The organism is Pseudobutyrivibrio sp. 49, assembly GCF_900100545.1.
In the GTDB taxonomy this organism is placed as follows: domain Bacteria; phylum Bacillota; class Clostridia; order Lachnospirales; family Lachnospiraceae; genus Pseudobutyrivibrio.
The window spans coordinates 405,952-420,643 of record NZ_FNDP01000001.1 but is presented as its reverse complement, the minus strand read 5'-3'; the positions used below and the strand labels follow the sequence as shown (position 1 = coordinate 420,643).

Here is a 14,692-nt window from a genome sequence, read left to right as displayed (position 1 = left end):
TCTGGTCTTACCTCTGAAATATGAAGTTGCTGTTTTTTTCATCACTCATCCAAGCTCTCCACTAGAGAATCAACAATCTTGTTTTTCCAATTATCACCAGTAGCATTTTTCTGAATGGTAGCATTCATTTTTTTGCCACTAAGCTGCTCCATCTGCTTCATAGCAATATATCGCTGAAGGAAAGATGAATGATCAGCAGAAAGAACACACCCACTAAAAATTCCCCCAGCAGGTAGCTCTCTTTGATTAATAACCTTACCTGTAAATTTTCCAATAAGCTTTTCGCCATCATCTGTATCTTCCATAAGAAACAGTATAAATGGTACTCCAAGTTTTACTTTTGACTCGCCAGGCTCAATAAAGCCAAGACCGCAGTATGAAAGATCTCTAACTATAACTCTCAAAATCTCGCCATTTTGCTGAATATCCATACTTTTGTCCAAGGCAATTCTAACACCTCGTCTTCTATTAAACTTTTCTCCCTCAAGCAATTTTACCTTAAGAAGATTTACAGATAATCCTGTAGTCAGTTTAACCTTGTATATCTTTATATTATCCCAATGATACACACCCTCAGTATTTATTGCCAAAAGCTCAAGCTTAGACAAATGGCCCTTAAAAGAAACCTCAAACAACTGCTCCTGCCATTGTTTCACCACATCTTCCAGAGGAATAACAAGGTTACCATAATGCTCTTTAATCTCAGCAAGCTCTTGCGGAGAAACTTTTGCATAATCCACCGGTAGCTCCAGCTTTTTACCATCAAGTGTAGCTACAACAGACAGGGTTGTGTCTTTATTAACTTCTGAAATAGATAATGTTTTTTTCTTCTCAGCCATAGCCTTATTATAGCAGATAGAATCTTATCACATCCCAATATTCACTAAGCTTTCATACTTTTATAGTATTATATCAAGTAGTAGTGTGCGAATTGTGTGCAGAGGACAAGTAATGAAACAGTTTACCTACGAAGTTTCTAACATCGAAAAAATCTCAATATGTCTTAGTGAGGTACAGAAAGAAATCTCTGAAGAGCGGATGCAGCTCTTTACGAGGCAAAAACGACTGGAAAAGATAAAACTTGTATAAAATAAAAAAAGCTGAGGGTTCAAAACCTCAGCTTTTACTATTTACCTGCATATTTCATTATTATCATTTCTACAGCCAGATTTTCATCCAACAGTCCAGTCTTTACCTGCTGCTCAAAGGTAGCAGCATCTTTAAGAAGACATTTAATTTCCTTGGATCCAAGATTCCTAATGAGTGCTTCGTTTTTACGAACAATATAATCCTGCATACCTATTTTACGAGATATAGTAGCAGTATTATCTCCCAATTCCTTTAATTCTCTAATAACCGACAGCTGTCTAAACTGACGAACTATCATATAGAGAATTCGCATTGGAGGTTCTTTGGCTGAAAGCATATCCTGATATAAGTCCATAGTCTTAGGTAAATCCTTAACCGCAATGGAATTAATCATATCAAAGATCTTTGTCTCAATCTGTGGAATGCAGATAGCTCTAACATCCTCGACAGTGATCTGTGGATTGTCACCAACATAAGAGATAAGCTTATCCATCTCACGTTTCATGTTATCCATGCTGCTATCTGTCATATCACGAAACTGTTCCCAGGCATCCTTCTTCATCTGTTTGCCTGATTCTTTTAGCATACCTCCAACCCACTTGGCAAGCACGGTCTCATTTGGCATATTAATTTCTATGTCTCGACCTGCAGCCTTTGCAGCCTTATATAGCTTACCTCGCTTGTCAGCTGTAGGCTCTACAAAAATAAAAACAGTAAAATCTGGAATAGTAGAAAGATAATTGCCAAGCTCCTCAGGCATCTTCTTACCAAAGCCACTATTCTCTATAAGAATCACTCTATGCTCTGCAAAAAATGGCATAGTCTCGGCTTGGTCTATTACCTGATTAACATTAATACCTGTATCTGTATACTTGGAGAAATTCATGTTATCACCCTCATTAACAAGAGCTGCAATCAGTTTATTTTTGTACTGAAGCTTAAGATATTCCTCCTCGCCATAGAGCAAATATAAATTTTGAAATTGTCCGTTTTGAATGTCTTCATCTATTCGTCTCATAGATAAAAGTATATCCTATTATTTATATACATAAAAGTATTCATTAATTTTTTGCAGTGTCGCATATCAACTTGACGCAATTATCAATTCCAAGGGTGGAGCTTTTCACGCATAAATCATAATATGCTGCATTACCAAATTCTGTATCAGTATAATACTTACAATATTTTTTTCGAGCTTTATCAACAGCATGAATTCGCTCTATTACTTTTTCCTCTGGCATCTCTGGCATCTTTTCCATCATTCTGTTAATTCTGAAGTGCTCAGATGCAGAAATGAATACATGAAGAGTTCTATCAAATTCTTTTAATATGATATTTGCATTTCGACCAACAATAACACAATTGCCTTTTTCTGCAACCTTTTTGATAGCTTCAGATTGGGCTCTGAAAAGCTTTTCATCAAGAGGCTTATTATAGAAATCAAATAGACTCTGACCAAAGCCAAATTGCTTAGGAACTCTCTCATCGTAAAAGCGAACTTCGTCTGGAGTAAGACTACCACTTTCTATAGCCGCTCTTACAATCATATCTTTATCGCAATAGTAGTAGCCTAATTCCTCTGCCACCCTCGTACCAATTGTGCTTCCGCCAGCACCAAACTGACGGCTAATTGTAATTATATTTTTCATACCCTTCTCTTATCCCTTTTATAATACTTTATTCAAGAAATCTATTGTTCTAGCTTCCTTAGGTGCCCCAAGAACCTCCTGTGGAGTACCTTCCTCGATAATATAGCCACCATCCATAAAAATGACTCTATCAGCTACTTCTCTGGCGAATCCCATCTCGTGTGTAACAATAACCATTGTCATTCCTTCGGCTGCCAAATCCTTCATTACCTGTAAAACCTCGCCAACCATTTCTGGATCGAGGGCTGAAGTAGGCTCATCAAAAAGCATTATATCTGGCTGCATACAAAGCGCTCTGGCAATAGCAACACGCTGCTTCTGACCACCTGAAAGCTGATTTGGGAAGCTGCCAGCCTTTTCTGCTAAGCCAACTCTGGCAAGCATTTTCTTTGCGCGCTCCTGAGCTTCTTCCTTAGAACACTTCTTTAACTGTACAGGCGCTAAGGTAAGATTATCTAAAATGTTAAGGTTGTTAAAAAGATTGAAATGTTGGAATACCATACCAATATTCTCGCGAACCTTATTGATATTTACCTTTTTATCAACGATATCCTCATTATTAATAATGATACTGCCCCCTGTAGGCTTTTCAAGCTTATTAAGACATCTTAAAAAAGTAGACTTACCTGAACCTGAAGGTCCAATAATACAAAGTACCTCACCTTTATATACATCAGTACTGATATCCTTCAGTACCTCTAAATCTCCAAAAGTCTTCTTTAAATTCTTAACACTGATTTTTACTTCATTCTTATCTACCAACGCTTAACCTCCTTTCAACAACCTTTGCACTGCGTGAAAGGATTGTAATGACAATCAAATACATAATTCCAACGATTGCCCATGTTTGGAAAGACATAAATGTATTCGCCTGAACATTTTTAGCCGTATTAACAAGTTCTGGAAATCCAATTACTGAAAGGATGGATGTATCCTTAAGAGTAATGATGAACTGATTAATAAAAGTAGGAATCATTGTTCTAATAGCCTGTGGTAATACTACTTTTCTCATAGCCTGACCATATGTCAAACCAAGAGAACGAGCTGCCTCCATCTGACCAATATCAACTGACTGAATACCTGCTCTAATAATCTCTGCCATATAGGCACCACAATTAAGAGCAAGACAAGCTGTTCCTGCCTGAAGTGCAGTAAGATTCATTGAGAATCCACCTATTATTGTATTAAAGAAATATGGAATACCAAAATAGATGAAAAATGCCAAAACAATAAGCGGCACCCCTCGAATTACATCTACAAAGATCTGCGAAATGACATTGCAAACTCTATTTTTCACAACTCCCATTATTCCAAAAAGCATTCCAATAATGCAGGCAAAAAACAATCCAAGTAATGCCAAAAGCAGTGTGCGTCCCAACGCAATCAAAAGCATAGGACCGTATACTGTAATAATTTTAAACATAAAAACTAACCTTTCTATAAAAATAATATGGGCAGGGTTTATTATAACCCTACCCATAATCAAAGTCTACTCTCCGAGATATTTGGCAATTATCTCATCGTATTTTCCATTAGACTTAATATTCTTAAGACCAGCGTTAAACATATCAACTAACTCCTGATTGTCTGAGTTGAAAATAGCAAAGCCATAAGCTGCTGGATCATTTCCAGTACCATCTACTATCTTCATAGCAATGCCTGTGTCCTTAATATTTGAAGCCATGATAGGGGTATCATCAAAACAAGCTACAACCTGTCCACCTACAACTGCCTGATACATTGTTGGTGAATCCTCAAAGTAAGTAACTGTGAAACCATAGTCACCTGCAAGACTCTCAGCATAAGCTGCTGACATTGTACCAGTCTTTACAGCTACAGACTTTCCAGATAAATCCTCAAAGCCCTTAATATCTGAAGAAGCTTCTACAGCCATGCTCTGGTTTGCATCATAATATCCATCAGAGAAAATCCATCCAGATTCCTTTCTCTCATCTGTAATAGATGCTCCAGCAATCATGCCATCCGCCTGACCTGCCTGACAAGCTACGATTGAAGCGTCCCAACCAAGTACCTGAACCTCATATTTGAAGCCCTGATCCTCTGCAACTGCAGCCAGGATATCCATATCGATTCCTACGAAATCACCATTATCATCTGTGTACTCGAATGGCTTGAAAGATGTGTCTGTTGCAATTTTCCAAACCTTATCAGAAGAACCTGCCGCACTCTCAGAAGCTGATTCAGATTCTGATGCACCTCCACAAGCGACTAGCGACAACGCCATAATTCCTGTTAATAATCCACTAATAAGTCTTTTCTTCATAAAAACTCTCCTTTTTATTTATTTACAAGCATCAATAAATGCCTGAATAATCTTTTTACTGTCTTCATTATTATGATATGAAAACTCTGGATGCCACTGGACTGCTAATCCAAAACTATGTCCAATAATTTCTATAGCTTCAACTAATCCATCCTCTGAAACAGCTGACTGTATCAAAATTGGAGCTAATCTTTTTATAGCCTGATGGTGGTAGCTATTCACACCATGTGTCCCTGCACCAATTATTTCTGAAAGTTTAGTATACTCTGACACGTCAACTTTATGTACTATTCTATCATAAGGTGGCTCCATGTGGTGTAAAATTATTTCATTATATTCACTAGGCAAATCCTGATACAAAGTTCCACCTAAATGAGCATTAATAAACTGAATACCTCTACATATACCAAGAAGCGGTTTGTCATCCTGAATACAACGATCCAAAAGATAGCCTTCCATAAAGTCTCTAGTCTCACAGGACTTCCCACATTTAGCCGTTTTTAAAGCACCATACTCAGATGGCGACACATCATGACCACCTGTAAAAAGTATTCCATTACATAACCTGTAAACCCCTTCCAGCTCCTGCTCATCAGTAGTAAGTGGAAGCATTACCGGAACACCTCCACATGCCTCAACAGCCTTCATATAACCTGGCAACATCCAAAGACTTTCTTTTTCGTCATCATATAATGGTATCAATCCAATTATAGGTCTCATTATCATCTCCAAACAAGCAAAAAGACGCCTGCTATCTAAAGCGGACGCCTTCGTCTTTACTGTCTGTGATTATACACTAAAACCCTAAGGTTTGTAAAATCTTATTTGAAATATATTCCATTCCCAAATCATTTGGATGCTTTAAAACTGAGGCTTTTGTAATAGTATGATACTTTCCGTCGTAACCAAGTACCTTTGAGCCTTTTTCTGGAAGATATTTTTTAACTCCTCTTATTTCAGATAAATCAACAAAATCACAACCTTGCTTGATAGCCACATCCTTCTTAGCAGCATCTCTTCCGCTTCTGTACCAGAAATCGCCTATTACAACTATTTTTGCATCAGGCTGAGATGTTTTTACATAATCTACAAGCTTGTTAAAATCCTTTTTGAAGGTGCTCATATCGCTAACATTCTCACCCAGCTGAATGATTACTAAATCGTAGCTTTTTGCAAGCTTTTCATCGAATTTTTTTAGCTGTTTTGAACGAGAATAGCTTGTTTCCCAACTTTGAACTGGAACAATATCTAAGTTAACAGTCCCATATTTTTCCATAAGGCCATTCTGCAATCTGTGGATATAATCTTTATCAATGCTTGATGCTGCCATTCCCCATGGTCCCCACCAATAACTGCACATAGGGTGTACTGTAATGGAATTACCGATAGCAAGAATGTCATAAGCGCCATCCGCCAAAGTCTCTGTACCTACTACTGGTACAGCCGAAGGCACGGTGGCAGTTACAGCTTTTGCGGCCTCTTGGGCGTTTGGAAATCTTCCTTCTGCTTTGCCATAATTAACATAATGCCAATAAAGCATCTGCTCATCATTTCCTATGATTGATACTACATCAGGATACTGAGTAGCATAAAAGGCTGCATCAAACACTACTTCTTCACTTGCGGTTGTTTCCTGTGTGCTGCCTCCTAGCTCAGCGGCTCTTACCGTGCCTGTTGGCATAATAAATAATATTAGTAATAAAGCAAGTACTGAATAAGTTAAGACTTTGTTTTTAGTTCTAGTTATCATGTTGTTAATTAAAATCATCACCTACCACCTTCACTATATAATTTCATTACCAAATTTAGGAATAAAGCTTTCCTTCGCAACCTTTCTATCCTGGATAAATGCATTTTCTATTCCAAGATTTAAGGCATAATCCACAACAGCTTCGTATTCTCGTTTTGTCACTCTTCTATTAAGCTCAGGATACTTTTCTGCTATATGAGGCATTGGCGTATACTGGCTCATCAAACTAACGTATATACGATTTCCATAGGTTTCATACAAATATTTAAGTATAGCTTTAGAATCCTTAGTGTGACCTGGAAGAAGAAGCTGTCTTACTATAACTCCAGACTGAATAAATCCATCTTCATTAAACTTAGGTTCTCCCACCTGTCTCACCATTTCTACTATAGCAGATTTTACCACATCAGGATAATCTTTTGCGTGAGAATATTGAGAAGCCAACACATCGTCCCAATATTTAAAATCAGGTAGATACGCATTTACGATACCATCCAGAAGCTTTAAACTTTCTTCAGTCTCATAGCCACTAGTATTGTAAATTATTGGAATCTGCAAGCCCTTGTCTCGTGCAATTTTTACCGACTCCACAATAGATGGAATGTAGTGAGTTCCTGTTACAAGATTGATATTATTAGCACCCTGTCTTTGTAAATCCAGGTAAATATTCGCCAGTTCTTCAGTTGTAATTTCCTTACCTACCTTGCCATGGCTAATCTCTTCATTCTGACAAAAAACACAGTGGAGCGGACATCCACTGAAGAATACCGCTCCACTACCATTTTCACCAGAAATGCATGGCTCCTCCCAAAAGTGAAGGGCAGCTCTTGCCACTTTTACAGTGGATGAAACCTGACAAACACCAAGTGCTTCATCACGGTCTACCCCACAGTTTCTAGGGCAAAGCGTACATTTCTTATTCATTGTTATTTACGACCTTTTGTCTTAATCTCATTTACAATAAGCTCTACAAACTCATCAAACTTAACTGTTGTAGTACCCTGCTCTCCGTGAAGTCTGTATGATACAGTACCCTCAGCCTCCTCATTCTTACCAAGAACTGCAAGGTAAGGAACCTTCTGAATCTGAGCCTCACGCATCTTGTATCCAAGCTTCTCTGAACGAGTATCGAACTCAACACGTACATCTGCATCGTTAAGTGCATCAACAAGCTTCTGTGCATATGCGTTAAGCTCCTCATCATCGTTCTTTACAGGAAGAACTTTAACCTGTGTTGGAGCAAGCCATGTAGGAAGGTTACCCTTTGTCTCCTCAAGAATGTATGCCATAAATCTATCAAGCGAGCCAAGGATAGCTCTGTGAATTACTACTGGTGTCTGCTTGTTAGAATCTGCATCTGTGTAAGTAAGATCAAACTTAGCTGGGAGGCAGAAATCAAGCTGGCAGGTAGAAAGTGTAATCTCATTACCGATAGCTGGCTTAACGTTAACATCAAGCTTTGGTCCGTAGAATGCAGCCTCGCCAATCTCCTCTGTGAACTCAATACCGATTTCCTGAAGAGTCTCACGAAGAGCCTGCTCTGCTGTGTTCCACATCTCATCATCCTGGTGATACTTCTTTGTATCTGCTGGGTCACGAAGTGAAAGAACGCATCTGTAATCTGTAATACCGAAATCCTCGTATGTGCTGAAGATAAGGTCGCATACACTCTTAACCTCAGACTTAATCTGCTCCTGTGTACAGAAGATATGTGAATCGTTCTGGCAGAAGTGACGTCCTCTCTCGATACCCTTAAGAGTTCCTGATGACTCGAAACGGAAATCATGAGCGATCTCAGCGATACGGATAGGAAGCTCCTTGTATGAATGTGGACGGTTTGCAAAAATTCTCATGTGGTGTGGGCAGTTCATAGGACGAAGAACAAAGTTCTCTCCCTCAACTTCCATAGCAGGGAACATATTCTCCTTGTAGTGATCCCAGTGACCAGATGTCTGGTAAAGCTGAACTGTACCAACGCAAGGTGTCATTACGTGAAGGTAACCAAGCTTGCGCTCCTTGTTGCGGATGTAATTCTCAAGCTCTGTCCAGATTGTGTAACCGTTTGGAAGGTACATTGGAAGTCCACGACCGATTAAATCATCAGCCATGAAAAGCTGCATATCCTTACCAATCTTTCTGTGATCACGCTCCTTAGCCTCCTCAAGAAGTGCAAGGTGCTCATCAAGCTGCTCCTGTGTTGGGAAGCAAACACCGTAAACACGGTTAAGAACCTGATTCTCGGCATCACCCTTCCAGTAAGCACCAGAGTGCTTAATAAGCTTGAAGTAACGGCAAAGCTTAACATTATCTACGTGAGGTCCACGGCAAAGATCAGTGAAATCGCCCTGATCGTAGCAAGAAATTGTCTGAGTGTCCTCATCCATGTTATTAATTAAGTCAATCTTGTATGGGTCATCCTTAAACATCTCAAGAGCCTCAGCCTTAGAGATTTCTCTTCTGTATATCTTGCAACCAGACTTTGCTACCTTCTTCATTTCCTTTTCGATTTTAGCAACGTCCTCATCTGTAAGCATAACATCGCCAAGATCCATATCGTAATAGAAGCCTTCCTCTACTACCGGACCAACCCAAAACTTAGCGTTTGGATAAAGATGTTTTACAGCCTGTGCCATCATGTGAGCACATGAGTGATTTAGAGTATTTAATGACTCATCTTCTTTGAAATTAACCATTGTTTTTCTCCTTTTACTAATGAATGAAAAATGTAAATAACTACTGGTACTAAGGGTGTAAAACAAAAAAGCACCCATAGAACTGGCATCTAACCAATCCTAAGGGTGCGAATATACATTTCACACGGTTCCACCTTAGTGTTTCACTCATTTTGTCTTTAACGGAACTACCCGGAGACGCTTACGCAAATGCTTTCGCGCTCAGCTCGAGAATGGTGTTCATATAAGCTTCCACTAGACGCTTCCAGCCTAGGCGTCCTCTCTCTTAGCTTCCGCAAATACTACTGTTTCTGTCATCGCTTTTCTGTGCTATATCCTACCACAAATATAGTAATTCCACAAGATTAAAGGTTGATTTTATTATATTGAAGCTGGTTGCTACCGATAACTGCCTGGGTCGCTCCAATTGAATCAAGCTTGGCATTAATCTTTGACTGGAATTCATCATAAGGAATAAACTGAGCATCAGGTATAGTATCTATAAGTCTCTGATAGTCACTATCTGTGTATAGATTCGGAATGTCTGTAATTTCATTATAGTTGTCATCATATACTAAATACGAAAATACGATAGGAGCCATTTTATCTGCTGTGCTTTTCTCGGTCTGAAGCGAGTAAACTACAATATTTCCAGAAAGGCTTGAGGGATCTAAATCTTCTACACCATATCTGTAAGCCAGCATTGATAAATCGTATTCCTCTTCCTCATAATATCCATAAGAATAAGAACCGTCAGCCTTTATTATTCCACAATCATAACCATGGTTGCTGGCTCCATTGCTGCCTCCGCCACTGATGAAGCCCTGATAATTAATTGAGGTTTCGCTTCTTGACCAGCTGCAATATGAGTACACAACCTGGATTTTTTCATCCATTTCCTTAAGAATAAACTCGATGCTTGAAGCTTCCTCTACTATTGGACAAGTGAATCTAAGAACCATCTCCTTATTTCCATCATTTCCGCAATCAAGATAAGCGTATTCTACTGATTCAACTTTTCCTTCGGCATAGTAATTATCAGGGTTGCTGAAGATTGCGTTCATATCTTCTACAAGCTCAGAGATTGTGTAATCATCCTTTGAAAGCTTACTAACAAACTCGTCCTGATAAGACTGGTATTCGTTGTCGAGATATACGTTCTTTTTGTAGTAATCAAAGCTAAGTTTACCTGTGCCGTTTATGAGGTTTTCATAGTTATTATCTGATGTTTCTTTTGCTGGCCCAGCTTCGTCAGATTTTTTCGTCTCTGTCGTTGAAGCTGCTGGAGTATTAATCCCTGTTGTCTCTTCCTGATTATTATTCTTTTGTAAGAATACATATCCAGCAAAGCCAATAATCATTATTATCGCAATTACGATAACCGCAATAGAAATTGCTCTTCTTTGTCTTCTACGTCTCTTTTTCATTTATCATTCCTCCATTACTGTCTCTATCAAATTGTCTTCTTTATCATAAACTAGCTTTAATGAAAAATAATCTTGTCTATCATTTAATAGTTTTAGGAATGTTCTATCTCCCTCCCAGAGATTTAAATCCATCACCTTATCAATATCTACCCAGGTAAGTTCTCCCTCATCACAGGAATCTGTAATGGTGCCTGTGAAGTCATCACTGGTAAATAGGTGTGCATACTCAGTCTCATCTCCCATAACAAAGGTAATATGACCTCGCATTTTTGCACTGTTAAGTGTAAGACCGGTCTCCTCTTTTACTTCTCTTTTGATGCAATCAAGTGGAGATTCTCCTTCTTCGATATGGCCTCCCACACCAATATATTTTCCAGAATTAATATCATGCTCCTTCTTGGTGCGATGAAGCATTAGGTACTTGTTATCTTTAATTAAATAGCAAAGAGTTGTAAGTGTCATTTATAGTCCTTTCAACTTTTTTTATTAAAAAACATCACTAAAGTATTCTAATACAATAGTGATGCTTTTACCATCTTGTCATCTTAATCTTTCTTATAAATCAGCAAGAAACTGCTCCCATGCATCAGGATTTTTCACATAATATATAGGACACTCTTTTCCTGTAACATCATAGTGTCTTATCACGTCCTCAGGCTTCATACCAAACTCCTTTAGAAGCCAGTCTGTTAATTTAATCAGAGAATCATAGGAAGCCTCAGTAAACTTTCCTGATTCATCAGGATGACAAACCTCTATAGAAATAGTGTCATGGTTTCGATGATTACTTGCTGAAGAACGCTCATAAAGTGGAACACAGTTGATTATCTCACCATCTATCCCCACCACAAAATGTGAGCAAACATCCGAATCCTCGTGATTATAAAAATCTCTATTCTGCTGTGCGGTTGTTCCTGGATTTCCCACATAATGAATTACTATATTATTGATTCCATCTAACCTAAGTCCTGTTCGCGATGGATTCCCCTCATCTATGTACTGCACATCAATCCAATCTGGAAGTTGAATATTCTCGGCTATCTCAAGCCTGTCTCTATGAAAAAAGTATTTATATCCTCCGAATACTAATCCGCCAAGAATCAACAATTCCATAATAAGGGTAAATAATCTTTTACGCCTTTTAATTCTTCTTTCTTTTCGTCTGTTTTCTCTTCCTTTGCTCATCTTTCTTGAGCCCATTATTCTCGCCTCTTTTCAACCAGTTTACACACTATAGTATTCTAATACATTATAAAAGATAAGTCTTGATTTTCTCTTCAATCAATTTAACATCAAAGCTGATTCCAGCCGATTCAAAAGAAACTATTAAATTATCTCCTAAAACAAGCCCTGACTTTTCATATCTTAATAGCTTTTCCAAATTTGTTTCTGAATAATCCTTATCAGAAGCCAGTCCAAAATGTTCCCAATAGAATGTTTTTCTATTCCTGTCTATGTCCTTTTTCATGGTAAAGGCAGGAAATCCTGCTAAAGCTTATATTTCAAACATGGAACAAATCATTTATTTCTCAGAGATATATTCATCCACCCCTGCTTTATCCACCCTAACGCGTCCAGAATTCATCGTATAATAGATATGCCCTGCCGCGGCCTCCAGACGCTCTATCGCTTCAGCAGAAGGATGGCCATAGCGATTTACTTTTGCACAGCTGATAACAGCTACATCTGGTGATAGCACTTTTAAAAATGAAGAATCCGAGCTAAAGCGACTACCATGATGGCTAACTTTCAAGAAATTAACATGTCCAACAAGACCTGCGTCAGCAATTGCCTGCTCCTGCTCAGCAGCTATATCACCACCAAAGAAAGCATTATATTCATAGTGACCATCTAAATTCCTGTCATAATTCATAAGCAAACACAATGATAAAGCGTTTACATCATCAGAAACCATTCCCTCATATGGATAAACGCAGGTGAATGACAGGTGTTTGCTTCCACAGACGTCCCCCTGCTTCATATAGATTATGTTTGTCCTATTAAGCTCAGCCAATGTCAGTAGCTGCTTCAAAGTCTCTCCCTCAGGAATCTCTGCCGACAACACAATATTATCTATTCTGTATCCCTGTTCTAGTAATACAATCACTCCTGAAACATGGTCTTCATCCATATGAGATACAAACCAATAATCAATTGAACCAGCTCCTTTATATTTCAAAAACGGTAAAAGTGTGTACTGACCAATTTCCTCGGTCGAAGTACTACCTCCATCGATAAAAAATCGAACTCCATCTCCTGAATTAATGTAGATTCCATCTCCCTGTCCAACATCAAGAATATCAATTTCGAAAGAGCCACGCATAGGTGCCAGCCATAAAAAGGCAAGCAAAATAAGCAAAGAACTTTTGAGCAAGAACCTTTTCCCACGAAATTTATGACTTTTGGATCCAGAAACTTTTAAACAGATATCCAAACCATAAACAATAAATAATAGCGCCATATAATATGCCGCAACAAAACATATACTCTTAGTTCCAACCACCACATTTGAAAATGGCAATCCCTGGGCAAAATCAGAAATACACTCATAAAAATAAATTATGAAATGACAAGCAAATAAAAGTACTTTAGCAGCTGGCATAAATAGTAGTCCCACAAAACCTGCTATAATACCAGTTCCTAACAACAATGGCATTAATGGTAGTACCAGTAAATTCAAAAATACTGAATATAAAGGTGTCTGATTATATAGCTGTGTAACAAGAGGCAACATTGCAACAAACATTCCAAAGGAAAATACCAGACTATTGAGAACATACATAATCGCCTTTTGTAGCAGAGACCGTCCCTCATAAAACTTTTCATGTGACTTTTTTGACTTTCTTTGATAAACATAATAATTCGTAAATGCGTTATTCAACGGCAAAACAAAATAATAAATTGAAAGGATTGCTCCAAAGGAAAAAATAAAACTTCCATTCTTGATATATAAAGGATTTTCAATTATCAAAAAGTCAGCCATAACAGCCATCGCTGTTGGCATGTCGTAGCATTCTCCAGTTATCTGAGCCATAAGATAAACAAGAAACATTCCAATAGCTCTGATAGAAGATACACTTCCGCCAGTAATAAATCCATACAACACAGCAATTGCTCCGGCTGATAATCCGCAAGCAAGGAATCCAAAACCTCTCCTTCTAAGAAACTTATATAACGCCATGCAAATTACAGAAACATGTAGACCTGAAACTGCCAAAATATGAGCTATACCAACATCCTGAAAAAGAGATTTTAAATCCGTATTCAATCCGCTCTTTTCACCAATAACCACGCTGGATAAAAAACCTGCTTCTTCGCCAGGAAGGGACTGTTCGTATACCGATGAGATATGCTGTCTAAATCTATAAGCATAATCATTACCAACAAATAATCCGCATTGATAATCATAAAAATCTATATCCGTGATTTCAAAATAAAGCCCCAGCGAATTATAGTAATTCTTCATATCAAAGATGCCATCATTTGTTGCAACTGAAAAATGCTTCATCTTACCAACAATATTAAGTTTTGAATAATTGGGAATTATGTCCGATTCTAATTTGAAAATAAAAGATGTTTTTGAAAGTGATTCGCTTCCAGTGGTTGCAGAAGCGTTTTTTACATAATAAAGAACTTTGTCCTTTTTAACTTCCTTGTGATATATATATCCTTCGGCCTTGATCTGCTGCCCTTCTTCTATATGAGCAGCAGCCTCAGCCTTATCATATACCCCCATAAAATCCCAGGGGGCATATGCACTAATTGAAATAATAAGAATAATCAACAAGGAAATCTTACAAAGCACACGACCTTGTAACATA

General features: G+C 38.1%; 15 protein-coding genes and 1 other annotated feature. All 15 genes read right to left on the bottom strand.

Going from position 1 to position 14,692, the window contains the following annotated elements; genetic code table 11:
• Nucleotides 1–41 precede the first annotated feature (41 nt).
• Nucleotides 42–839 carry a PilZ domain-containing protein gene (locus BLP54_RS01830; RefSeq protein ID WP_090166183.1) on the bottom strand — a complete coding sequence of 266 codons (798 nt, stop codon included), beginning with the start codon at nt 837–839 and terminating at the stop codon, nt 42–44.
• Between the two features lie 287 nt (nt 840–1,126).
• On the bottom strand, nt 1,127–2,107 hold the full coding sequence (holA, locus tag BLP54_RS01825) for a DNA polymerase III subunit delta (RefSeq protein ID WP_090166181.1): 981 nt from the start codon (nt 2,105–2,107) through the stop codon (nt 1,127–1,129).
• A gap of 43 nt (nt 2,108–2,150) precedes the next feature.
• The gene (locus BLP54_RS01820; protein WP_090166178.1) at nt 2,151–2,738 is read right to left on the bottom strand and encodes a cytidylate kinase-like family protein; all 588 of its coding nucleotides are present in this window, start codon (nt 2,736–2,738) and stop codon (nt 2,151–2,153) included.
• 18 nt (nt 2,739–2,756) lie between these two features.
• On the bottom strand, nt 2,757–3,500 hold the full coding sequence (locus tag BLP54_RS01815; RefSeq protein ID WP_090166176.1) for an amino acid ABC transporter ATP-binding protein: 744 nt from the start codon (nt 3,498–3,500) through the stop codon (nt 2,757–2,759).
• Nucleotides 3,490–4,161 (bottom strand): amino acid ABC transporter permease, encoded by a 672-nt coding sequence (locus BLP54_RS01810; RefSeq protein ID WP_090166174.1) that lies wholly within the window; start codon nt 4,159–4,161, stop codon nt 3,490–3,492. The genes BLP54_RS01815 and BLP54_RS01810 overlap by 11 nt, the downstream gene beginning before the upstream one ends.
• Nucleotides 4,162–4,227: 66 nt before the next feature.
• A complete protein-coding gene (locus tag BLP54_RS01805; RefSeq protein WP_090166172.1) occupies nt 4,228–5,022 on the bottom strand; it encodes a transporter substrate-binding domain-containing protein in 795 nt (264 codons plus the stop codon).
• Between the two features lie 18 nt (nt 5,023–5,040).
• Complete coding sequence (locus BLP54_RS01800) at nt 5,041–5,742, bottom strand: gamma-glutamyl-gamma-aminobutyrate hydrolase family protein (protein ID WP_090166170.1); 702 nt, start codon at nt 5,740–5,742, stop codon at nt 5,041–5,043.
• A gap of 76 nt (nt 5,743–5,818) precedes the next feature.
• Nucleotides 5,819–6,790, bottom strand: coding sequence for an SGNH/GDSL hydrolase family protein (locus BLP54_RS01795; protein WP_090166168.1), 972 nt, complete (start codon nt 6,788–6,790; stop codon nt 5,819–5,821).
• Nucleotides 6,791–6,805: 15 nt separating this feature from the next.
• Nucleotides 6,806–7,696: a radical SAM protein gene (locus tag BLP54_RS01790; protein WP_090166167.1), complete on the bottom strand. Its 891-nt coding sequence runs from the start codon at nt 7,694–7,696 to the stop codon at nt 6,806–6,808.
• A gap of 2 nt (nt 7,697–7,698) precedes the next feature.
• The gene (gene thrS, locus BLP54_RS01785; protein WP_090166165.1) at nt 7,699–9,465 is read right to left on the bottom strand and encodes a threonine--tRNA ligase; all 1,767 of its coding nucleotides are present in this window, start codon (nt 9,463–9,465) and stop codon (nt 7,699–7,701) included.
• Between the two features lie 98 nt (nt 9,466–9,563).
• Nucleotides 9,564–9,771: a binding site (T-box leader), on the bottom strand.
• Nucleotides 9,772–9,809: 38 nt separating this feature from the next.
• A complete protein-coding gene (locus BLP54_RS01780; protein WP_090166163.1) occupies nt 9,810–10,871 on the bottom strand; it encodes a hypothetical protein in 1,062 nt (353 codons plus the stop codon).
• A gap of 3 nt (nt 10,872–10,874) precedes the next feature.
• Nucleotides 10,875–11,333 carry an NUDIX hydrolase gene (locus BLP54_RS01775; RefSeq protein WP_090166161.1) on the bottom strand — a complete coding sequence of 153 codons (459 nt, stop codon included), beginning with the start codon at nt 11,331–11,333 and terminating at the stop codon, nt 10,875–10,877.
• A gap of 93 nt (nt 11,334–11,426) precedes the next feature.
• Nucleotides 11,427–12,071: a peptidoglycan recognition protein family protein gene (locus BLP54_RS01770; protein WP_242870604.1), complete on the bottom strand. Its 645-nt coding sequence runs from the start codon at nt 12,069–12,071 to the stop codon at nt 11,427–11,429.
• Between the two features lie 49 nt (nt 12,072–12,120).
• Entirely contained in the window at nt 12,121–12,339 is a 219-nt protein-coding gene (locus BLP54_RS01765) for a hypothetical protein (RefSeq protein ID WP_090166159.1), read from the bottom strand.
• A 54-nt stretch (nt 12,340–12,393) separates the two neighbouring features.
• Entirely contained in the window at nt 12,394–14,691 is a 2,298-nt protein-coding gene (locus BLP54_RS01760) for a DNA internalization-related competence protein ComEC/Rec2 (RefSeq protein WP_090166157.1), read from the bottom strand.
• Nucleotide 14,692: the final 1 nt, after the last annotated feature.